The organism is Sphingorhabdus sp. (genome assembly GCF_044239665.1).
GTDB lineage: Bacteria > Pseudomonadota > Alphaproteobacteria > Sphingomonadales > Sphingomonadaceae > Sphingorhabdus_B.
In genome coordinates, this window is sequence record NZ_JBIIBA010000007.1 from 61,249 (window position 1) to 83,292 (window position 22,044).

The window sequence follows — 22,044 nt, forward strand, 5'->3', positions numbered from 1 at the left end:
TGCGTCCGTCGAAGGGAGTCTAAAGGTTTGCGCTGCCGTTGATAGGCGCCCTTCGACCGGCGCGTTCGCTGCGCGACCGCTGCTCAGGGCTACGGTTTTTCTTAGAACCGTATTTTCAGTCACAAAATTACCCGTTTCCGTGCCAAAATCGCTACCGCATGCTCGGCAAAACGTGCCGCCGCGTCCGCCAGCGGTTCCACGCTCACCGCCATTGCGGATCCATTGGCGTGGATGATGTTGTCGGCATCGGCCATGATGCCGACATGGCCGGGGAAGAAAACCAAATCGCCGCGTTCCAGCCGTGCACCTTCGGGCAAGTCTTCACCAAAATCGGCCATTTGCATATCGGCGTCGCGCGGGGCCATGATGCCTTTCAGGCCAAAAACCAATTGGACAAGGCCGGAACAATCAACCGAATCCCCGCTGCGACCACCCCAGCTATAGGGCGCGCCGATAAGTTGCTCTGCCAAATCCGCAGGCGATGCATTAACGCACCCAATTTCAGAGACATGCGGGCGCGGCACAAAACCATTTTCGCACGCCAGATATTTGCCACATTCGCTCAGGTCGCCACAGAGCAAACGCGCGCCCATAGGGTAGCGCGCCAGCACGGGCGCTTTCGTCGATGGTGCCGCCACGAGCAAGGTCGCCGACGCGCTGACGATATGCGTTGCGGCAAAATCATCCCCCAGTTCGGCAAAGCGCAGATAGCCCAAATAATTGTCATGCAGGCAATATCCCCATGCCCATTCGCCCGCGACATCCAACACCGCAAATTCTTCGCCATGCATCAACGCGCTGACCGGCATCGATGTCGCATGGGCCTCGGCATGGATTTCCGTCACGGGTGCAATACCTGTGCGCAGCATGGGCACGGCATAATGCGGCGCGAAAAGCTTTCCAGCCAGGCTGATATCGGCAAGGTCGCCCCGGATTGGCGTTGTCCGTTTGTCCCCGACAAGGCTATGCCCGCTTAATGTGTAGATAGCCCGTGTTCCCGCCTGTATCTGACCGTCTGACAACTTCTTATATCCCCCAAATACGTCGCCCCAGCGTTGGCTGGGGCCCATTACGTCTCTCGGCTTTGAACGACAGGCGAGATAGGCACCAGCCTGCGCTGGTGCGACGTATAATTTCTTCTACCGCCCTTAGCCGACCGGATAAGTTTCCGTCAAATAACGAAACACCGCTCGCAATCCAAGCGCCTCTCCGCCCTTTGGCCGGCCGGGCTTGCTGGTTGGTCGCCAGGCGAAGGTGTCGAGATGCACCCAAGGCACATCGTCGGGTACGAATTTCTGAAGGAATAACGCCGCCGTGACTGCGCCAGCAAAGGCACCGCCGCTATTGGAGGTGTCGGCGATGTCGCTGTCGAGCATGTCCATATAAGGCGCCCAAAGCGGCATACGCCACATCGGGTCCCCTGCTGCCGTTGATGCCGCTAATAGGGCATTGGCGATATTGTCATCATTGCTAAACATCGCTGGCAAATCGGGACCAAGCGCAACGCGTGCCGCTCCGGTCAATGTAGCGAAATCAACGATCAACTCCGCTTTATCCTGTATTGCTTTGGTAAGCGCATCGGCCAACACCAATCGCCCTTCGGCGTCGGTATTGTCGATTTCAACGCTAATGCCCTTGCGGCTTTTGATGATGTCACCCGGGCGCATGGCATTGCCCGCTATGCTGTTTTCCGCCGCCGCCACCAACATGTGTAACCGCACGGGTAAATGTGCCGCCATGATCAGCTCTGCCAATGCCAAGGCATGCGCCGCGCCGCCCATATCCTTTTTCATCAGCCGCATGCCGGAGGCGGGTTTGATATCCAGCCCGCCACTGTCGAAGGTAATGCCCTTGCCCACAATGGCGATGCGCGGGTGGCGCGGGTCGCCCCATTCCAATTCAATCAGGCGCGGCGCATGTTCGCGCGTGGCAGCCTTGCCGACAGCATGGATAAGCGGATAGCCCGTTTCCAGCGCCTCACCAGCGGTGACTATGACCTCTGCCTTGTACGATTTTGCGATGCGCCTTGCTTCGGCCTCCAACGCATTTGGCCCAAGGTCGCCCGCTGGGCGGTTGACAAGATCGCGCACCAAAGCGGTTGCGGCGGCCTGCAATTCGGCCAAGGGAATGCGGGCGGGTTCCCGCACCAACAACACGCGCGGCCCCGTCAGTTTCGGATCGCTCAAATATTCATGGTAACGATATTGCCCAAGTATCCAGCCGAGCATAGCATCCCCCGCATCATAATCGGCAAGCCGATATGTGCCTTCAGGAAGGCTGTCTGCGGCTTTCGCAAGATGCCACACATTTGGTACAGCGGCATTCGAAACGCCAGCGACGACAGACCAATCCCCCGGCCTATCTCCGGGCAAGATAGCTATATCGTTCGCATTGCCTTCGAACTTCTGCGCCTTGATCGCAGTTCGGGCCGCATCAGATTGCAGCGCGAGCCAAGTTTCAAAACGGCCCTTGTCAGTGACATGAATGAGGGTGGCGGCTTGGCCGTTATCAGGCTGGATCAGATTGTCGTAACGCATGGACAGAGCGATAGCGGGATTAGCACGCAAACGGGAGATATTTCAGAAATATTGCGTATTTTTCTCATATGCGTATTTTTTGGAGCAGATATCGGCCTATCTGCATGCAATCGCACAGCCGCCCCGCGCGCGCCATAGCCGCGACAATCCGAAATTCGAAAAACGGACGGAGCGCCATCAACGCCCGTCCAATCCAGCTTATTCCGCAGCGATAAGCGTTTCGGTGTGCGCATTATGATTGCCCGCAAAATGCGGCGCCGAAAATACCATGACCCCATCATCGATAGGGTCTTGCGTCAGGATTTTTTTCTCTGCCGTGTAATTTTGCAAAACACGCCAAGGGTGACGATCACCATTCTTTGGCAACGTGTCGAAACTGCGCGCGAAATAGCCGGAGCTAAAGTCGGTGACAAAGGGCAGCTTGGGCATGTCGGGATCATCCAGAACCGGCGTTGCCACCAGTGCATTTTTGTCATCCATTTTCCACAACAAGCGGCAGACATAATCGGCCACAATATCGGTCTTTAGCGTCCAAGATGCGTTGATATAGCCAAATACGCTGGCGAAATTCGGGATGTCGTTAAACATCACGCCTTTATAATTGAAATGCTCGCCGAAATTGACCGCTTTCCCGTCGACACTGATCGCGGTCTTGCCCATGGTGACAAGGTTCAGACCCGTTGCGGTGATGATGATATCGGATTCGATATGCTTGCCCGACTTCAACTGGATGCCTGTCTTGGTAAAATGGTCGATATGGTCGGTGACAATCTCCGCCTTACCCTCGGTAATCGCCGTGAACATGTCGCTATCGGGGATCAGGCACAGGCGTTGTTCCCAAGGGCCATATTTGGGCACAAAATGGGTGTCGACATCGACCGACGCCGGTAAAGCCTCCCGCGCCATATTGACTAACTTCTCCCCCAGCTTCGCCGGGTTCCGGCGTGCATACCAATATGTAAAACGCTGCATATTAATATTGCGCCACCGAGTGAGCGCATAAGCCAGCCTCTCAGGCAATATCTTGCGCACAAATTTCGAAAACGGGTCAATGGCAGGCCGAGAGACCATATAAGTTGGCGACCGTTGTAGCATCGTTACCTGCGCGCCTTGTTGCGCCATCACAGGGACAATCGTGACCGCCGTCGCGCCGGAACCAATCACGGTAACCTTCTTACCCGTATAATCCAAATCCTTGGGCCAATGCTGCGGGTGGATTATCTGTCCGCCAAAATCGGCTTCGCCCGCAAAATCAGGCTTATAGCCTTGATCATAATCATAATAGCCAGCGCACATGAACAAGAACCGCGCCGCAAAATGCCGTTCCGCGCCGCCGTCGACGGCTTTAGCGGTTACGTGCCAGCGGGCATCGGGGCTCGACCAATTGGCCGAGATAACCTTATGGCCAAAATGGATATGCGGCGAAATGCCATATTCTTCAGCAGTTTCGTGGACATATTCGTGAATAGAGGGGCCATCCGCGATTGTTTTTTCATGCAACCATGGTTTGAAACGATAGCCGAGCGTGTGCATGTCGGAGTCCGACCGGATGCCGGGATAGCGGAACAAATCCCATGTCCCGCCCATATCGGCCCGTTGTTCCACAATCGCGTAGCTTTTGTTCGGGCATTGCATATTGAGATGCGCCGCAGCGCCAATGCCGGACAATCCGGCACCCACAATCAAAACATCTACGGTCGTCTCAGCCTGCGCCATATGCCACTCCATTTTATAACAAAATCTTACTGACATCATTGCAAATTGCAACTGGCTTTCGTGTCGGAAGAAATGCCGCTACGGCAGTGCGGAACATAAAGGAAATTAGGTCCCATGAGCGACAATATGGACGAAGATTATGTCTATGACGAAGCGTCCGGCGAATGGGTTAGCGCCGCCGATGCAAAAGCCGCGACAGCGCAAAATGACGCCGTCGAAGTCCGCGATGCGGTCGGCAATCTGCTTGCCGACGGCGACCAAGTGACGTTGATTAAGGATCTGACGGTCAAGGGCGCGGGCCAGACATTGAAACGCGGTACGTTAATCAAATCCATTCGGCTAACCGGCGATGCGCAGGAAATTGACTGCCGCTTTGATGGTATCAAGGGCTTGGTGCTGCGCGCAGAATTCGTGCGAAAGCGTTGATGATCTGCCGCGTGCGTGCGGTTGGACCATGCATCAACAGCCGTAACAGCCCGCCCCCCTGCCCATCTTAAATGGCAGCACGCACCCATCTTGAAAACTGGGCGCACAATTCCCAGTTCGGCACATGCGGGCCGGGCCCCTCTGGTCGTTATATGACGGCGATGTCGGACCGCTTCATAAGTATAAGAGGAGACCCGAAATGAATGCAGCCGTTGGAATGCCTTGCCCTGTGTGCAAGGTACCGTTGGTCATGAGTGATCGCCAAGGTGTAGAAATTGATTATTGCCCGCAATGTCGCGGCGTATGGCTGGATCGCGGTGAGTTGGATAAAATTATCGAACGCAGCGCCGCCGCCGAAATGCCCGCACAACCCGCGCCTGCCCCGCAAGCACCAATGCCCCCCCAAGGCGGTTTTGCAGCGCCGGGCTATCCTATGCAGCACCAAGGCTATGGCCATGGCTATCCATATACGAAGCGGAGGAAGTCGTTTCTCGAAGAGCTTTTCGACTAAACGCCAGCACGAGACAAAAAAAGGGCCGCCTTTCGGCAGCCCTTTTTTTCGTATGATGCGGCTGATTAATCAGCTGCGGACAGGTTGATGGCCGAAGCCTTACCGTTGCGGCCGATTTCGACTTCGAAATTCACGCGCTGTTCTTTATCCAGCGTGTGCATGCCAGCTGCTTGAACAGCCGAGATGTGCACGAAGCTGTCATCACCGCCGCCATCAGGCGCGATAAAGCCATAGCCCTTGTCTGCATTGAAAAATTTTACGGTGCCTACTGGCATAATATGTTCCTTTCACGAAACAGGTGACCACCTGACAACAGCGTCAAGTGGGTAGCCAAGTCGTGGTAGGAAAAACGTTGCCCGTTCCGATCTTATGACCAGAGACGCGCCTCAAAAATCCGTCGCGGTCGACGATAGCGTTCGGCCCGTATACGCCTGTTTTATATATTGTGCAAACTAGAAGCGAAAATGGAGACTTATTCGCCCTTACCGCCATCTTCGACCACCCGCCCCGCGCACGAGCCACTTAGTCGTTTCCGGTTGGCGACCACGCTTTTGGAATAATGCGCGATGCTGCCGCTGACGATCGCTTCGGGGCTGCTGCCCAGCTTTCCGGTCATCAGGTCGCAGCCAAGCGTCATGTTCGCCGCGACCTTTTCTGTCACCATCCGCCCCGCCTCTTGCACCGCCGCCGGCCCGCCTTGCGCCAGACTGCCGATACGCATCGCGATCACCATGTTGGATTCGGCGGCCAGCGCCCACGCATCCATGCCGATGTCGAACCAGTTGGGGGATTTCGGTGTCGAGGTCATATCCCAATCCTAACCCACCGCGCCAAAATGTCACGCGGCAAAAGCACTCTTTCGTCATCCTGAACTTGTTTCAGGATAACGAACCACGGTCGCATGTTATCCTGGAGCCGAAGGCTGGTAGAGCCAAAACAAGTTCAGGATGACGAAAGAGTAGGCAATTCCGGTGACAGGTGGACAACCCATAAATAGGTTTCGCTTGCAATGTAGGATTTGTTCGGAGATTCTGTGTGCTACGCCCGCATTTGCTGCGTGAACGGCTCTTTTAACGTGTTGAACCCCAGCCCGGCTTTCCGACCCTGTAAGCCATCGTCGCAAAGTCGAGGTAAGTTTACAGAAACACCGCGTTTTGGGTATATGTTTGTAAACTTAGAGTTCCAAGGCCAACCGCGCGCCACATCCCCCCACCCACTTTCCATTTCCCAAAACCCCGTCACACTCCTAAGGCGCGGCACCTCATATGTGCAGAGTGCCTCGAATGTTTGAAGTTGATGCGGTTATCACCTGGGTGGACGGGGCGGACCCTGCGTTGCAGTTAAACCGCGATTATCATCTGGCAAAGGCGAATGCATTGGCTTTGGCAGGGGCCAAAGCGCCGTTGCATGACAATGGCACCAACCCCCATCGGTGGCTGTGCAGTGACGAGCTAAATTATTGCGTGCGTTCCATCGCCAACAACGCGCCTTGGGTACGGCGGATCTGGATTGTGACCGACAACCAGACACCCGAAATCATGAAGCTTCCTCCTGAAATGGCCGCGAAGATCAGCATCGTGGACCATCAAGAGATTTTTGCTGGATATCCGGACGCGTTGCCGACTTTCAATTCGCTGTCCATCGAAACGATGCTGTGGCGCATACAGGGGCTGGCCGAACATTTCTTATATTTCAACGATGATGTTTTCCTGACCGCGCCCGTGACGCGCTCGGATTTCTTTGCCGCCGATGGCCCCGTGCTGCGCGGCAAATGGACGAACCACAGCGCTCTTGCCAATTGCGGCGCCCGCCGGGACGAGGCAAGCCTGCTGAACCATTATAATCAAATCAACGCCGCGCAGATGATTGGCTATACCGCCGACCAAGTGTTCGAAAGCGCACATGTCGTCCATCCGATGCAGCGTTCGGTGATGGCGCTATTATTCGATACCTACCGCGACGCGTTTATCGCCAATGCAAGCCATCGTTTTCGCGATGCGGGGCAGTTTCTGCCGCAAAGCTTGCATAACCATGCCTGTCTTGCCGACGGAAGCGCCACGATTTTGGACACACGTGATTATCTGCATATCGCGGTCGGCGCGACCGATGCGTGGTCGGCCGAGGATGTCAGCGGCTATTTACGCGGCAGTGAATGGGACGCGATCAAATTTCTGTGCGTCAACGACTTGCCCGAAGTGGAGCGCAGCTTCCCCGATGCACGTTTGTGGATCGAGGAAGCGATTAGCCGTTAGGCGGGGTGTGCTCAATCATGCTCCCGATCACCAGCGCCCATATATAGTTCGCGGCCGGTTTCGTCATAGACCTTGCTCATTTGCGCCATGCCGGCCTCTGCCTCTTCGGTCGCGATGAACGCTTCGGCGGGCTGATTCTGCAACTTGGCAAATTCGCGGACCTCTTGGCTGATTTTCATCGAGCAGAATTTCGGCCCACACATGGAACAGAAATGCGCGGTCTTGGCGCCTTCGGCTGGCAGCGTCTGGTCATGATATTGCTCAGCCGTTTCGGGATCGAGGCTGAGGTTGAATTGGTCGCGCCAGCGGAATTCAAAGCGCGCTTTGCTTAACGCATCGTCGCGCACTTGCGCCGCAGGGTGGCCCTTGGCCAAGTCGGCGGCATGCGCGGCGAGCTTATAGGTGACAACCCCGACCTTCACATCGTCGCGGTCAGGCAGGCCCAAATGCTCCTTGGGCGTGACATAACACAGCATTGCCGTGCCATACCAACCGATCTGCGCCGCGCCGATGCCGCTGGTGATATGGTCATATCCCGGCGCGATATCCGTGGTCAGCGGTCCGAGCGTATAAAATGGCGCTTCGCCGCATGCTTCCAACTGCTTTTCCATATTCTCTTTAATCTTGTGCATCGGCACATGGCCGGGCCCTTCGATCATCACCTGAACATCCTGCGCCCATGCGCGCTTGGTTAGCTCGCCCAGCGTGTAGAGTTCTGCGAACTGCGCCTCATCATTGGCGTCGTAGATACTGCCGGGACGCAGGCCGTCCCCAAGGCTGTAGGCGACGTCATAGGCCTTCATAATCTCGGTGATTTCGTCAAAGCGTTCGTAGAGGAAACTTTCCTTATGATGGGCCAAGCACCATTTCGCCATGATGCTGCCGCCGCGTGAGACGATGCCCGTCATACGCTTTGCCGCCAGCGGGACATAAGGCAGGCGGACGCCGGCGTGGATGGTGAAATAATCAACGCCCTGTTCGGCTTGCTCAATCAACGTATCGGCGAAGATTTCCCATGTCAGGTCCTCGGCGACACCGCCGACCTTTTCCAGCGCCTGATAGATAGGTACGGTGCCAATCGGCACGGGGGAATTGCGGATGATCCATTCGCGCGTGTCGTGAATGTTGCGGCCCGTGCTTAAGTCCATGACGGTGTCCGCGCCCCAGCGGATTGACCAGACCATCTTGTCGACCTCAGTCGCCACATTCGATGCAACCGCGCTGTTGCCGATATTTGCGTTAATCTTAACCAAGAAATTGCGGCCAATCGCCATCGGTTCGGATTCAGGGTGGTTGATATTGTTGGGGATGATCGCGCGGCCACGGGCGATTTCGTCGCGGACAAATTCGGGCGTGACATAATCGGGGATCGACGCGCCAAAGCTTTCGCCATCGCGTTTATATTCGGCAAGCCGCGCGCGGCCCAGATTTTCGCGTTCGGCAACATATTCCATTTCAGGCGTGATGATGCCTTTACGCGCATAATGCATTTGGCTGACATTCATGCCGGGCTTGGCGCGAAGCACTTGCTTGCGGACATTAGGGAATGGCGCGACGCCGCCGCTGCGGTCGGGGCCAAGCTGGCCATTGTCTTCGGGCTTTACCTCGCGCTGGGTGACTTCCGTCACATCATTGCGTGCGATGATCCATGGGCGGCGCAATTCGGGAAGGCCAACGCTAATGTCGATACGGGCGTTGCTGTCGGTATAGGGGCCGCTAGTATCATACACGCGCACAGGCGGTTCGCCCGAGCTTGGTTCCAAATGGATTTCGCGCATGGCGACGTTCAACGGGCCAACATGGATTTTCTTGCTGCCACGAATAGGGCCAGTGGTGACGCCGATTTCGGTGCGTGCGGGAATGTCTGCCATGTTATTCTCTCCAAAATTTCATAAGGAGAGCGAGTAGCTTGAAGACCGGGGCTGGTCCTCGCCAGTCCCCCGGACTGGATGCGGTCTCACCTCCCTACGCCCGTGCAAACGGGATCAGGTTCAGCGGGTCGCGGGCATTGCAGCACCGCCTCTCAGTCGTTCGACTCCCCGGGGATGTAAAGCGAATAGACGAGCGCGCGCTGTCAGTCCAGCAGGATGAATATCGCGACGGCAATAACCATCAAAGCGAATATCATGCGTGCGACGGCGGTGCGTTTATCCAGCAGCTTCGCCAAGGGCAATGCCGCCAATGTTCCGCCCGCGCCACCTGCAACCAAAGCACCGAACAATGGCCAGATAAGCTGCCCCGACGCGGCATAAGACAGGCTAGTTGCGCCACCAAATAAGCTGACCGAGACCAAAGAGGATGCGCCAGCATTGGCGAGCGTCATGCCGGTAGACGCCATCAGCCCTGGCGCAATCAGGAAACCGCCGCCAATGCCGAAAAACCCTGCGGCAAGGCCCGCAATCAAGCCAACTGGCGCAAGTTTCAGCACTATCGGAGGCGTAAGACGCACAGCAGGGTCACCATCGCTTTTCTTTGGAATGAGCATGGATCCTGCAATGGCGATCATCGCCACCGCAAACCACATCAGGAGGGCATCACCATCCACTTGCTTGGCCAATTGCGCGCCCAAAAGCGCACCTGCGAGCCCCGCTATGCCGAAGGTGATGGCGCAGGGCCATTTAACCCGCCCTGCCCGTGATTGCGCGGCAAGGCCGATGGTCGCATTGACCGCCACCGCCGCTGCCGATGTGCCAATCGCGGCATGTGTGTCCGTCAGGCCAACAACATAAATCAGCCACGGCGTTGCCAATACCAACCCGCCGCCGCCAAACAAGGTCAGAAGCAGCCCAATCAAGACGCCGCCAAGTCCGGCAAGCAACAGTGTCTCCATCGCCATATCAGCTGGCCCGCACGCGGTTCCACGGGGCGAGCATCAAAACACGGGCCATGCCGCAAAATCTGCTTATGCCGGCAAAGGTCAACCCTGCCCCAACAAACCCAGATAGGCCGAACCATATAGGGGACACAAGAAAGCCAAGGACAACGCCGATAAGCACAAGCTAGCCTGCGGCAATCTGCACCTGGCGCATGATTTCCATTGGCGCGTCGGCATTGGTTGCCACGGGCAAGCCAGCCTTGGCCCACGCGTCCAGCCCGCCCTCCAGCACAAAAGCATCGCCGCTCACCCGCGCGGCAAGGCGATCACAGGCACCAGCGGTGCGCATACCCGACCGGCAGGTGAAAATGACATCGGCGCCTGGATCAACCGACAGATGCGCCTTTTCCCAAGTCGACAGCGGTTGTGACTGGGCGCCAATGATATGGCTGCGGGCAAATTCGTCAGCCTCCCGAATGTCGACCAAGATGGCGCGTCCGGCATTCAGGCGCTCACGCACCTGTGGCGGTGTAAGTGGGTGAAGCATGCCAGTCATATTCATGTCCTCATTTCCGGTGGGCAGAATAATTCGGCCAGCGTCTGTATGATGCGCATGGCGGCATGGTCGGCCACACGATAATAGATTGTCTGACGTTCACGCCGTGTTGCAACAACGCCTTCCTCACGTAAAAGTGCCAAATGCTGCGACAGAGCCGATTGCGACAGGCCAATGCGCGATTGGATTTCGCTCACCGATAGTTCACCATCGGCAAGCTGGCACAGGACCATCAGCCGTTTTTCATTGCTCAGCAGACGCAGCAACGCCGCGGCGCGGCTGGCACTTTCCTCAAACAGGCTGAGGTCGAAACGGGTCATATCAAACATGATGTCATTATATGCCTTTAATCTAATTTAGCAAGTGCTAATATAAAAATATAAGGAGACGACTCATGCATCCGTCCGTCCAAGCTTTTTTCGATCATGCGACCAATACCGTCAGCTATCTTGTCCACGACCCCGACACAAAAAAAGCCGCGATCATTGACCCCGTCCTTGATTTCACGCCGCGCAATGGTCGCATAGCAACAACTTCCGCTGATGCGCTGCTCACGGCGGCGGCAGGTCAAGGTCTCGACATCATTTATGTGCTAGAAACGCACGCCCATGCTGACCATCTCTCGGCCGCGCATCACCTGCGCGAAGTCACGGGCGCCCCTATTGTTATTGGCGCGCAGATTACACAGGTTCAGGCCATCTTTGGCGCATTGTTTGAAGCGGACGATGTCACGCATGATGGCGCAGCGTTCGACCATTTGTTGCAGGATGGCGACATGTTGCCGCTTGGTAACCTCACCATTCATGCGCTGCACACACCCGGCCACACGCCCGCTTGTGTAACATATGTCATCGGTGATGCGGCATTTGTCGGCGACACCATGTTTATGCCGGATTACGGGACCGCACGCGCCGATTTTCCCGGCGGAAGCGCGCGCATGCTTTATGGGTCAATTCGCAAGATACTCGACCTTCCTCCTAAAACACGCATTTTTGTTGGCCATGATTATTTGCCGGAAGGGCGAAGTGAATTTGCGTGGGAAACGACCGTTGCCGATCAGCGGGCGGACAATGTCCACATGCATGACGGAATAAGCGAGGGTGAGTTCATTGCCATGCGCACGGCGCGCGACAAAAGTTTGGACGCGCCGCAGCTTATCCTACCGTCGCTTCAGGTGAATATTCGCGCGGGCGCTTTACCACCGGCATCACCGGGCGGGCATGTCTATTTGAGATTGCCGATAAACGCGCTCTAGCGCGCCGCACTCGTCAAAAGGTGTAGCTGACGCCCCCTGCCATAAACCATTGGCTTGCGTCGCCGCGCAGCGAGGTGACGGGTGATTGTGCCGCATCATTGATGAGCCGGGAATAATTGATCAAACCATAGATTCCCCAGCCGCCATCGCGCGCATTACCGGATAAGTCGACTGCGCCAAGCAAGCTTGCGCCATAGCTTTTCCAGCCGCCCTTGGCGGCAAATACCGGCAGGCCGCTCGCAGTGCTGCCGGCCTGATCAACACTGAAATAGGTGTCGGCATAATGGCTGTCCACATGCGTTGCCGATAGGCTGAAGCTGGTGAATATCGCCATCGACAGGGGTGTTGCATAGCTAATGCTTGGGCTGATGATGCGGCCCTTATGTGCGCCCGCAACATCCCATTGGATGTCGCTGGAAATGGTCACGGTATCGAAGGGATGCAGCATATTGGAGAAGGACACACCAGCCGTGGCGCCAACCTCAACCGCAACATCTTTCTTGCCCAGCAAACGAACCACTGGGTCCTTGATGCCATTGTTGCGATCCATGCGGAAACGTAACAGCGGACCTGCGAGAAATTTCACATCCTTGCCGCTGTTGCCATCGGCGATGAGGTCAACATATAGTCCCGGGCCGCGCGCGCCAAAATCAAAACCGCCTACGCTGCCCTGCGCGAGCGGCGCAGGAAAAAGGACATATTGGTCCGACCCGTCATAGCTTGGGCGATAGCCAGCACCAAGACCGACTGTGAGCCAGTCGCCTGTAAACACGCTTCGATTTGGCATTTCTGCGGCTGGCGCTTCGCTGTCTTGGGCAAAGGCAGGTACGCAAAGCGCGACACCGACCCACAAAGCGGCAGCGCAGCTATTAAATATCCTCATGAAATGCTCCTGGTGAACCAGATATAGGAACAATCCAAATGTTCAGTTGGTTCCGCTGATGTCACAGCAAAACGCGTTAGAGCATATATTTCATTTTAACGCGCTGGCTGACTTCGGCAGCGTCAATCGGAAAAGCTGCGGCTTTGAATTTCGGCGGTCCAGTGACGATCGCGGGGTTACGCGAAAAACCGAAGCCTTCTTTTGGAATGAATACGGCCATATCCATTTTGCCATTGCCATTTTCGTCATGGAGCAAGGATATAGCATAAGTGCCTTGAGCAAGGCCGCGAAAGGAAACCGGCGCAGAATTGCGCGCGGGCACATTGGCGCTAAAGCTTTTGGGGTCTTTACTGCAGTCGGGGAAAAAACGGGGGTTTGCGGTTACGCAGATGAGGACATTACCCTTCATATTGCGCAGGCCATAAATGCTCACCTCAAGCGTGGCGGGAGATGCTGTTGCCGCAGCTGCGCTAGTTAGGGCGACGGCTCCAATCGCCGAGCCCAAGATCAGTGCCGCACATTTTGTCCCAAAACCTGAAATATAAACCATAATTTCCCCGATATGCGTCATGGTGTTTCTGATGATGCGTTGCCGTTATCAGCCAACGCCCTAGCTTGCCGTTCACTATGAATTTGGGGAAGCATTCCCACCCCATATGGTTGGTCACACCCATGATCGTCATGATCGCTAACACAGCGCCCAATGCCGCGACATGAACAGGGATAAGAAAAACCAGCACGGGAATGACGAATGCGCCCGACAACGCCTCCCACGGATGAAACGACATTGCTGCCCATGCAGTGGGCGGACGACTTTCATGATGGACGGCATGTGCAGCTTTGAACCAGAACGGCCGATGCATTAGGCGGTGCGTCCAATAAAACCAGGTATCGTGCGCAAACAAATAGAGAAAAACCGACACGGGCACATACCAAAAAGGAAATGCGCCGACATCGGTGTAAATCTGCGTCCAGCCAAAATTGTCCCAGCCCCAAGCCACAATACCGGCAGGAATGCCGTAGATGGCAGCACTGGCAAGGCTCCAGCCAATCTCGCGCTTAATCTGGTTATCAAGGCCATTATAAAGTCCGGGTTCCCGGATTTTGGTCGCCCATGCAAAAGCACCGCTGACAAGCAAATAGCGCGATCCTACAATCACCGTCATCGCCGCAGCAGACACAATCAAAACAAGCAAGCTATCCATTTGATGACCTTAGACTATTTGCTACTATTTTAGCAAATTTCGCGTTTTGAACGCTTTCGGCCCAGATATGCTGATAACATCACCATCATGCATGACCGATATTGGCCCGTCATAACGGGTGCCCGCTTCACCCAATAACGCAAATTCCAACAATTTGGGGACGGACGGCACAATATGCGTGAAGGCGAGCATGCCCACATCTGCCGACGTGGCAACATCGGCGGCCAGTTCGGGGCTGATATGGTAATTTTGGATGTCGTCAAAAATCTTGGCGCGGTTGGCCATGCCAGCCTTTTGCGCGCTGTTAGCGAGCGTTTCGACGATGCGCGGGGAAAGCAACTCGCTCACCAACAGGTCCGAACCCTTGGCCGCAGCCGCAAGTTTTGGCGTAAACGCGGTATCGCCAGTGATAGTGACGCTTTTCCCTTTGTAATCGACGCGATAGCCAAAGGCGGGTGTGATTGGGTCATGATCGACGGCAAAGGCCGTGATCCGCACCCCGTTGGCGTTGTAAACAATCCCCGGCTGAATGGCCGCACCCAACATGCCAAAGCCGGATAGCGGCACAACAGCTTCGCCATGATGCGCGACACGGTAAGTGGAATCAATGCGGTAGGCCGCGTTCAACCCTTCCGTGATTTCGGTGACGCCATTGGGGCCGGACACGTTCAACGGCGTTTTCGCACTAGTCCCAGCCCAGCGTTGCAAGGTAAATGGGCCAAGGCCTTCAAAATGGTCGCTGTGTAAATGCGTCAGCCAGACGCCTTGTACTTTATCCAGCGGCATCCCCATCAGGGACAATGTTTCGCCAGAACCTTCACCCATGTCAAAGACGAACAGCCTGCCATTGGCGATAACCACAGTGCACGCGGCGGCGCGATCACGGCTTGGTAAGGGGGAACCTGTTCCGCAAAAACCGACATGCAGTTGGTCAATAGGCAAATCCGCCATCACGTTGCGCGCCATGGCGCCATCTGCGGCGCGACCAATAACCGCCATCGCGATTGTGTCGCGCTGCGTATAAGCAGCTACACCAACAAGCCCGATCAGCCCAAGCGCCCCCAAAAGCCATTTTTTCCGCATGTTCATCCCCCCTATGGAGCAGCTTTCGCTGCGCGCTATAATCCAGTTCTACCTATCTTACGTCTGAATAGCATATAGAAAATAATATCCATCCTGCCTTTGGTTAAAATGATGGGTTAGAAAGCTGTGCATTACAATGGCAGGCCCCTTTCACTTGCAAAATGCCTGCGCTAGGGCGGAGGCGTGACACGAGAAAACATCAAATGCGACGTTGCTATCGTTGGTGGCGGTCTAGCCGGCGGGCTCATCGCCCTGGCACTTGCCAAGATGCGGCCCGAGTTAGATGTTGTTCTCATCGAACAAGGTCAAAACTTTGGCGGCAATCATATCTGGAGCTACTTTGCGAGCGACATTTTGCCTGAGCATCGCTGGCTGACTGCGCCTTTGGTCACTTATGGCTGGTCGGGTTATGACGTAAAATTTCCCGCGCACAGCCGTTCGCTGGATAATATTTATTACACCATCGAATCTGAACGGCTTGATTGGGTCTTGCGGAAGGAACTTCCCGCATCGTCCTTAATGCTGGGCCGTGAAGTGAAGGCTGTTTCCCCCCGCCTCGTGGTGCTCGACGGCGCGCAGCGGATTAAAGCTGGCGGTGTTATCGATGTGCGCGGTGCTGGCGATTTGCATCATCTCGACTGCGGTTGGCAAAAATTTACGGGGCAGTTGATGCAATTGTCCGAGCCACACAATATCACTAAGCCAATCGTCATGGACGCTACGGTGGACCAACATGATGGCTATCGTTTCGTTTACGTCCTGCCCTTTGCTATGGACAAGCTGTTTGTCGAAGACACTTATTATAGCGACAAGCCCGACCATGACCCACGCATTTTACGGCAACGGCTTGCGGCTTATGCCGACGAAAAAGGCTGGAAAGTCGAACGCATCTTGCGTGAGGAAAATGGCGTTTTACCTGTTGTCATGGGCGGCGATCTTGAAAGCTATTGGAATAGTGGCAGTGGCCGGACCGCCAAGGCCGGCGCGCGGGGTGCATTTTTTCAACCCGTCACCAGCTACTCCCTGCCCGATGCCGTGCGCAACGCGATTTTCATCGCAGAGCAGCCTGAGCTAGACGGTGACAAGCTGAACCTTGCGCTGCGTCAACGGTCTGAGGAGCATTGGCATAAGGGCAAATTCTTCCGCATGCTGAACCGCATGCTCTTCCGCGGCGCAGATGGTCCCGATCGGTACAAGATATTGGAACGCTTCTACCGACTTAAACCCGGTTTGATCGAACGCTTTTACGCTGGAAATACGACCATTAAGGACATGATACGTATCCTATCCGGCAAGCCACCCATTCCCATAAGGCGGGCGATAAAAGCGATCCGGAGCAAAAAGAAGTGATCAAAACTCCTCCCCGCTTCGTCATCCCATACTGGTTTGGGGATAACATGATAACATCGTCTGTTATCCTGAAAGCAGTTCAGGATGATGCCTTTTGGGGGCGATGGGCATGACACAAAAAGCCGCGGTCATCGGTGCCGGCTTTGGCGGCCTCGCACTCGCCATCCGCCTGCAGTCGGCGGGAATATCAACCACAATCATCGAAGCGCGGGACAAGCCCGGTGGCCGCGCTTATTATTGGGAGAAGGATGGATTTACCTTTGATGGTGGCCCCACCGTCATCACTGACCCGCCCTGCTTAGAAGAATTATGGGCGCTGTCTGGTCACAAGATGGCAGACGATATCGAATTAATGCCCGTATTCCCGTTTTACCGCCTCAACTGGCCGGATGGCACGAATTTCGATTACTCCAACGATGCGCCGGGCCTGAAAACAGAGATTGAGAAACTAAACCCCGATGATGTTGAGGGCTATCGCAAGTTCCTCGAATATTCAAAGGGCGTATATAAACAGGGCTATCAAAAGCTGGGATCCGTTGCGTTCCTCGACTTTGCCTCGATGATAAAGGCTGCGCCGGCGTTGATGAAATATCAGGCATGGCGCTCGGTCTATTCGATTGTCTCTTCCTACCTTAAAGATGAAAAATTACGCGAAGCGTTGTCGTTTCACACTTTGCTTGTGGGCGGCAATCCCATGAGCACCAGCGCAATTTATGCGCTCATCCACACCATCGAAAAAGAAGGCGGTGTATGGTTTGCCAAGGGCGGCACAAACCGCCTCGTCCATGCCATGGTGACGCATTTCGAACGGCTCGGTGGAACTGTACGTTTGGACGATGCGGTCGAAGAGATTGAAACACGCGGTGACAAGGTCATAGGCGTGCGGACAAAATCCGGTTGGCGCATGGATTGCGACATGGCGGCATCGAATGGCGATGTGATGCACACGTACAAGGATCTGTTATCCAGCAACAAACGCGGCGAACGGGCAAGCAATGCCTTGCGCCGAAAAAGCTGGTCGCCTTCTTTGTTCGTGCTGCATTTGGGCATAAAGGGTACTTGGCCGGGCATCCCGCACCACATGATATTGTTCGGCCCGCGCTATAAGGGGCTATTGGACGATATCTTCAATCATGGTGTCGTGCCAAAGGACTTCTCGCTTTATTTGCATCACCCGACCGTCACCGACCCAAGCCTTGCGCCCGAAGGTTGCTCCACCTTTTATGTCCTCGCGCCCGTTGCCCATTTGGGCAAGGCGCCGCATAATTGGGATGGCGATGTGGGTGAGGCAATGAAGGAACGGATATTGGACGAGCTGGAACGCCGCCTAATCCCCGACATCCGCAGCCGCATCATCACGCAATTCCATTATACACCAGCCGATTTTAGCCGCGACTTATCCGCGCATTTGGGCAGCGCGTTCAGCCTTGAACCCGTGCTCTGGCAATCGGCCTATATGCGCGCGCACAACCGTGATGACGCGATATCAAACTTGTTTTTTGTCGGCGCAGGTACGCATCCTGGCGCTGGCATCCCCGGTGTTGTAGGCAGCGCAAAGGCCACGGCCGCATTGATGTTAAAGGACGCACATTCATGAAACGCCTTGCAGTATATTGCGGGTCAGCGACGCCGGAAAATCCCATATATATTAATGTCGCCCGCGAAGTCGGAAAGGCGCTGGCCACACGCGGCATTGGCGTTGTGTATGGCGGCGGACGGCTGGGCCTGATGGGCGCGGTGGCCGATAGCGCGCTGGAAGCAGGCGGCGAAGTAATTGGCATCATCCCAGAGGCTTTGGTCGGCGCAGAAGTCGCGCACAAGGGCTGCACCGAGCTGCATGTGGTATCGGGCATGCACGAGCGTAAGCAACGCTTCACGGACTTGTCCGATGGCTTTATCACTATTCCCGGTGGCGTCGGCACAATGGATGAATTGTGGGAAGCCATTAGCTGGTCACAGCTTGGCTATCACCAAAAACCCGTCGGCCTTTTGAACGTCGCAGGTTTTTATGACCAATTGGTCGCGTTTAACCAGAATATGATCGACGTAGGTTTCATTCGGCCACAACATGCCGGTATCATGCTTGTCGATGATAATCTGGACGGTTTGTTAGCCCAAATGGCGGCTTATGTGCCGCACAAGACGATTTTCCAGATGAAGGCGGATGACTTGTGACGGGCATCGCGCAATCTTCGATCTTGTCATTCCCGCGTGCGCAAAATGACTCAGGTTTTTGCTGTGGCTGAATGTAACCGCCCCGCACTCGTCGCCTTTGCGCAAGAGAGCATCTCACGCGGGTCAAAATCCTTTCGCTTTGCCAGCCGCCTGTTCGACCGGACAACGCGCGAACGGGTTTGGCTTTTGTACGCATGGTGTCGCAAATGTGATGATATGGCCGATGGGCAAGACCATGGCGGCACTATGGAAGCGGTCACAGACCCGCAGGCGCGGTTGCAGGCGATACGCGAATTGACCGCAATGGCACTCGCCGGAACGCCCACAGGCGAGCCAGCCTTTGACTGCTTGGGCGTGGTCGCGCGGGAATGTGGCCTCACGCCGCGCATGGCAGAGGATGTGATCGAAGGCTTTGCCCTCGACGCCGCCGATTGGCACCCGCGCCGCGAAAGCGACCTGTATCAATATTGCTACCATGTCGCAGGCGCGGTTGGCGTGATGATGGCAGTCGTCATGGGCGTAGCAGCCGATGATGACGCCACGCTCGACAGGGCCTGCGACCTTGGCCTTGCTTTTCAGCTTGCCAATATCGCCCGCGACATTGCCGAGGATGACGCCGCCGGCCGATGCTATTTGCCTGATGACTGGCTCGCTATGCTCGATATCGGGCCCGGCGAGCATATGAAACCGCATAACCGAAAGAAACTGGCGCTGATGGGTCGCTGGCTCGCCGATGAGGCTGAACAATATGAGGCTTCGGCGCGCGTTGGTGCCAAGCATTTGCCCTTGCGCGCCCGTTGGGCGGTCTTGTCAGCAGCCGGGATTTACGGCGAAATCGCGCGCAAGGTCCGTGCCGCCAATGCGCAGGCTTGGGACCAACGGATTTTCACCAGCCGGCCAGAGAAATTCCGCTGGGTGCGCAAGGCGTTTGTCGACGCGGTCGCCAACAATCCCCGATATATGAACCGCGATGCTTTATGGACGCGGTTGCGGTCTTAAAGCGCGTCAGGCCGAATATGCTTAACCAAGATGGGAGGAAAATCTCTCGTCATCCTGAACTCGTTTCAGGATAACAGGCGACCGCTGTGCGTTATCCTGAAACAAGTTCAGGATGACGATTTTGAGTTAACCGCTTCACGATGACGATAAGATAGCTGCCGCCCTGCCCGACAGGCGCGCCACCGCCGCCTGATGTATCCCCGGCGCGCAGCAGATAAGGCCGAAATCCAGCGGCTCGCGTTTGTTATAGCGTATAGGTCGCCCCAAGGCGTCCGTAACCACCCCGCCGGCCTCCTGCGCCACCAAATGCGCCGCAGCGATGTCCCATTCATTGCCCCATCGTAACGTCGCGACAAGATCCGCACGGTCGCAGGCGACCATCGTCATGCGCATGGCAATGCTGTTGGGCTTGGTCACCGTCACCAGATCCGCATCCAATTTTGGCAAATCATCGGCCGGCACGCGTGATCCGGTGAAGTCGAGCCGCCTACTGCCTACCAGCCGCTCTCCATTGCAGGTGACGCCTTCATTGTGCGCCGCCACCCAGACTTTGCCTTGCGCAGGCGCTACCATGACGGCGAATACCGGCAGGCCATCGGCCACCAAAGCCACCGACACGCAATATCCGCTGCGTCCGCGCACATAATCGCGGGTGCCGTCAATTGGGTCGACCAACCATAACAGCCGCGCGTCCAGCCGTGACGGGTCATCCACGGTTTCCTCCGACAACCACGCCGCTTCAGGCAAAATGGCCCGCAATCGTGTCGTCAGCAACGCATCAACCGCCATGTCGATATCGCTGACAGGGTTATTCTGGCCCTTGTCCCACACGTTGGTATCGGCCGCCGCGCCCTCGCGCCAACTGGCAAAGGCCAATGCCGCAGCCTCTTGCGTGGCAGCGACAACGGCGGCGCGGTCAACTTGCCGTTCAGGCACCTGCGATCATCATGCCATCGATGCGTAATGTCGGCACGTTCATGCTGCGTGTGAATTCGAGGTCATTGCCCGCCGTCATGCCCGCAAACATATCCTTTAAATTGCCCGCAATAGTGAATTCGCTCACCGGCCCCGCAATTTCGCCATCGATGATAAGGAAACCTGCTGCACCGCGACTGTAATCACCTGTGACTGGGTTCACGCCTTGCCCTGCAAGTTCATGGATATACACGCCATGTTTGATATCTGCGATCAGCTCCGACACGCTGACGCTACCGCCTTCCAGATGCACATTGGATGGGCTGACGCCTGGCGCACCGCTAACCCCGCGGCTGGCGTGGCCAGTGGGTTCCAGCCCCAATTGCCGCGCCGACGCGCTTTCCATCAACCAACCGGTCAAAATGCCCTTTTCAATGATATAACGACGCGCGGTAGGCAGGCCTTCACCATCAAAGGCGCGTGAACCAAGGCCGCGCATCCGGTGCGGGTCATCGATAATGGAAATGCTGCTGTCGAATAACTGCGCGCCAAGCGATTCCAGCAGGAAGCTTGTTTTCCGTGCGATTGCCGAGCCGCTAATGCCGCCAAGCAAATGGCCGACAAATGATCCACCGACGCGTGGGTCAAACACGACGGGCATCTGCCCGCTTTTGACCGTGCCGGGGTTCAAACGTTTGACCGCGCGCTCGCCTGCACGGGTGCCAATGTTGGATGGGCTGTCAAGGTCAGCAAGATGTCGCGCCGACCGCCAGTCATAATCGCGTTCCTTGGCATCACCATCGCTCGACAGCACGCTGGCCGACATGCCATAGCCCGAACCCGATTTAACGCCTGCAAAGCCATGGCTGGTGGCCAGCGCAAAGATACTGCGTCCAGCGCTTGCGCCCGCGCCTTCGCTGTTGGTGACGCCGGGTACGGCGCGCGCCGCGTCTTCGCATTCCAACGCCGCTGCACGTAACAAGGCTGGGTCCGGGTCAAGGCCGTCATCGCTATCAAAGTCGGGAATAGCACCCGTCACCAAACGATCCTGCGGCGCGAGGCCCGCATATTGGTCCTCCGGCGCTTCTTTTGCCATGTCGATGGCGCGCGTCACCAGCCCTGCCAGAATGTCGGGGTTCATGTTGGATGAGGAAATGGTGGCGGAGCGTTGGCCGACAAATACACGCAGGCCAATATCTTCGCCTTCGGATCGGGCCACATCTTCCAACTGGCCCAGCCGCACTTGCACTTCAGTCGAGGCATCGCAGACATAGACGGCATCGGCCGCGTCAGCACCTGCCTTCATGGCTTGGGAAACGAGATTTTGCGCGCGATCAAGCGCCTGTTGTGGTGTCAGCATGATTCC

General features: G+C 56.1%; 23 protein-coding genes and 1 riboswitch. Of the genes, 8 read left to right on the forward strand and 15 right to left on the reverse strand.

Annotated features, from left to right (window positions below):
* Nucleotides 1-119: 119 nt before the first annotated feature.
* The 3 genes from ACILP3_RS03635 to ACILP3_RS03645 form a co-directional block, all read right to left on the reverse strand.
* The gene (locus ACILP3_RS03635; RefSeq protein ID WP_395615310.1) at nt 120-1,070 is read right to left on the reverse strand and encodes an NlpC/P60 family protein; all 951 of its coding nucleotides are present in this window, start codon (nt 1,068-1,070) and stop codon (nt 120-122) included.
* 78 nt (nt 1,071-1,148) lie between these two features.
* The gene (locus ACILP3_RS03640) at nt 1,149-2,537 is read right to left on the reverse strand and encodes a leucyl aminopeptidase family protein (RefSeq protein WP_395615311.1); all 1,389 of its coding nucleotides are present in this window, start codon (nt 2,535-2,537) and stop codon (nt 1,149-1,151) included.
* Between the two features lie 198 nt (nt 2,538-2,735).
* Complete coding sequence (locus tag ACILP3_RS03645) at nt 2,736-4,253, reverse strand: flavin-containing monooxygenase (RefSeq protein ID WP_395615312.1); 1,518 nt, start codon at nt 4,251-4,253, stop codon at nt 2,736-2,738.
* 114 nt (nt 4,254-4,367) lie between these two features.
* Here ACILP3_RS03645 and ACILP3_RS03650 point away from each other — a divergent pair, with 114 nt between their 5' ends.
* Together ACILP3_RS03650 and ACILP3_RS03655 are read left to right on the forward strand one after the other, a co-directional pair.
* Nucleotides 4,368-4,679: an alkylphosphonate utilization protein gene (locus tag ACILP3_RS03650; protein ID WP_395615313.1), complete on the forward strand. Its 312-nt coding sequence runs from the start codon at nt 4,368-4,370 to the stop codon at nt 4,677-4,679.
* A 199-nt stretch (nt 4,680-4,878) separates the two neighbouring features.
* Nucleotides 4,879-5,190, forward strand: coding sequence for a zf-TFIIB domain-containing protein (locus ACILP3_RS03655; RefSeq protein WP_395615314.1), 312 nt, complete (start codon nt 4,879-4,881; stop codon nt 5,188-5,190).
* A gap of 65 nt (nt 5,191-5,255) precedes the next feature.
* Here the strand turns inward: ACILP3_RS03655 and ACILP3_RS03660 are convergent, their stop codons facing one another.
* Nucleotides 5,256-5,465, reverse strand: coding sequence for a cold-shock protein (locus ACILP3_RS03660; protein WP_185739799.1), 210 nt, complete (start codon nt 5,463-5,465; stop codon nt 5,256-5,258).
* A 197-nt stretch (nt 5,466-5,662) separates the two neighbouring features.
* Nucleotides 5,663-5,998, reverse strand: a complete 336-nt coding sequence (locus tag ACILP3_RS03665) for a hypothetical protein (RefSeq protein WP_395615315.1) — start codon at nt 5,996-5,998, stop codon at nt 5,663-5,665.
* Nucleotides 5,999-6,473: 475 nt separating this feature from the next.
* Between ACILP3_RS03665 and ACILP3_RS03670 the strand changes: the two genes are divergently transcribed.
* Nucleotides 6,474-7,442, forward strand: coding sequence for a Stealth CR1 domain-containing protein (locus ACILP3_RS03670; protein ID WP_395615316.1), 969 nt, complete (start codon nt 6,474-6,476; stop codon nt 7,440-7,442).
* Nucleotides 7,443-7,453: 11 nt separating this feature from the next.
* On the opposite strand, the gene thiC is transcribed toward ACILP3_RS03670, so the two are convergent.
* The 4 genes from thiC to ACILP3_RS03690 all read right to left on the reverse strand — a co-directional run bounded on the left by thiC (nt 7,454) and on the right by ACILP3_RS03690 (nt 11,133).
* On the reverse strand, nt 7,454-9,313 hold the full coding sequence (gene thiC, locus ACILP3_RS03675; RefSeq protein WP_395615317.1) for a phosphomethylpyrimidine synthase ThiC: 1,860 nt from the start codon (nt 9,311-9,313) through the stop codon (nt 7,454-7,456).
* Between the two features lie 74 nt (nt 9,314-9,387).
* A riboswitch (TPP riboswitch) is annotated at nt 9,388-9,494 on the reverse strand.
* Nucleotides 9,495-9,516: 22 nt separating this feature from the next.
* Complete coding sequence (locus ACILP3_RS03680) at nt 9,517-10,278, reverse strand: sulfite exporter TauE/SafE family protein (protein ID WP_395615318.1); 762 nt, start codon at nt 10,276-10,278, stop codon at nt 9,517-9,519.
* Between the two features lie 163 nt (nt 10,279-10,441).
* Nucleotides 10,442-10,813 (reverse strand): rhodanese-like domain-containing protein, encoded by a 372-nt coding sequence (locus ACILP3_RS03685; protein WP_395615319.1) that lies wholly within the window; start codon nt 10,811-10,813, stop codon nt 10,442-10,444.
* A gap of 2 nt (nt 10,814-10,815) precedes the next feature.
* Nucleotides 10,816-11,133: an ArsR/SmtB family transcription factor gene (locus ACILP3_RS03690; RefSeq protein WP_395615320.1), complete on the reverse strand. Its 318-nt coding sequence runs from the start codon at nt 11,131-11,133 to the stop codon at nt 10,816-10,818.
* A gap of 74 nt (nt 11,134-11,207) precedes the next feature.
* Between ACILP3_RS03690 and ACILP3_RS03695 the strand changes: the two genes are divergently transcribed.
* On the forward strand, nt 11,208-12,068 hold the full coding sequence (locus ACILP3_RS03695; protein ID WP_395615321.1) for an MBL fold metallo-hydrolase: 861 nt from the start codon (nt 11,208-11,210) through the stop codon (nt 12,066-12,068).
* A gap of 13 nt (nt 12,069-12,081) precedes the next feature.
* On the opposite strand, the gene ACILP3_RS03700 is transcribed toward ACILP3_RS03695, so the two are convergent.
* The 4 genes from ACILP3_RS03700 to ACILP3_RS03715 form a co-directional block, all read right to left on the reverse strand.
* A complete protein-coding gene (locus ACILP3_RS03700; protein ID WP_395615322.1) occupies nt 12,082-12,951 on the reverse strand; it encodes a MipA/OmpV family protein in 870 nt (289 codons plus the stop codon).
* Between the two features lie 76 nt (nt 12,952-13,027).
* Nucleotides 13,028-13,384, reverse strand: coding sequence for a DUF2141 domain-containing protein (locus ACILP3_RS03705; protein ID WP_395615323.1), 357 nt, complete (start codon nt 13,382-13,384; stop codon nt 13,028-13,030).
* 37 nt (nt 13,385-13,421) lie between these two features.
* Nucleotides 13,422-14,156, reverse strand: coding sequence for a sterol desaturase family protein (locus ACILP3_RS03710; RefSeq protein WP_395615324.1), 735 nt, complete (start codon nt 14,154-14,156; stop codon nt 13,422-13,424).
* 24 nt (nt 14,157-14,180) lie between these two features.
* Nucleotides 14,181-15,239: an MBL fold metallo-hydrolase gene (locus tag ACILP3_RS03715; RefSeq protein ID WP_395615325.1), complete on the reverse strand. Its 1,059-nt coding sequence runs from the start codon at nt 15,237-15,239 to the stop codon at nt 14,181-14,183.
* Nucleotides 15,240-15,422: 183 nt separating this feature from the next.
* Here ACILP3_RS03715 and crtY point away from each other — a divergent pair, with 183 nt between their 5' ends.
* The 4 genes from crtY to ACILP3_RS03735 all read left to right on the forward strand — a co-directional run bounded on the left by crtY (nt 15,423) and on the right by ACILP3_RS03735 (nt 19,763).
* Complete coding sequence (gene crtY, locus ACILP3_RS03720; protein ID WP_395615326.1) at nt 15,423-16,589, forward strand: lycopene beta-cyclase CrtY; 1,167 nt, start codon at nt 15,423-15,425, stop codon at nt 16,587-16,589.
* A 109-nt stretch (nt 16,590-16,698) separates the two neighbouring features.
* The gene (locus ACILP3_RS03725; protein WP_395615327.1) at nt 16,699-18,186 is read left to right on the forward strand and encodes a phytoene desaturase; all 1,488 of its coding nucleotides are present in this window, start codon (nt 16,699-16,701) and stop codon (nt 18,184-18,186) included.
* On the forward strand, nt 18,183-18,764 hold the full coding sequence (locus ACILP3_RS03730) for a TIGR00730 family Rossman fold protein (protein WP_395615328.1): 582 nt from the start codon (nt 18,183-18,185) through the stop codon (nt 18,762-18,764). Before ACILP3_RS03725 ends, ACILP3_RS03730 begins: the two co-directional genes overlap by 4 nt.
* Before the next feature lie 63 nt (nt 18,765-18,827).
* Entirely contained in the window at nt 18,828-19,763 is a 936-nt protein-coding gene (locus ACILP3_RS03735) for a phytoene/squalene synthase family protein (protein ID WP_395615329.1), read from the forward strand.
* A 135-nt stretch (nt 19,764-19,898) separates the two neighbouring features.
* Here the strand turns inward: ACILP3_RS03735 and ACILP3_RS03740 are convergent, their stop codons facing one another.
* Together ACILP3_RS03740 and ACILP3_RS03745 are read right to left on the reverse strand one after the other, a co-directional pair.
* Nucleotides 19,899-20,699, reverse strand: coding sequence for a 3'(2'),5'-bisphosphate nucleotidase CysQ (locus ACILP3_RS03740; RefSeq protein WP_395615330.1), 801 nt, complete (start codon nt 20,697-20,699; stop codon nt 19,899-19,901).
* The gene (locus ACILP3_RS03745; RefSeq protein ID WP_395615331.1) at nt 20,692-22,038 is read right to left on the reverse strand and encodes a TldD/PmbA family protein; all 1,347 of its coding nucleotides are present in this window, start codon (nt 22,036-22,038) and stop codon (nt 20,692-20,694) included. Before ACILP3_RS03745 ends, ACILP3_RS03740 begins: the two co-directional genes overlap by 8 nt.
* Between the last annotated feature and the right edge of the window lie 6 nt (nt 22,039-22,044).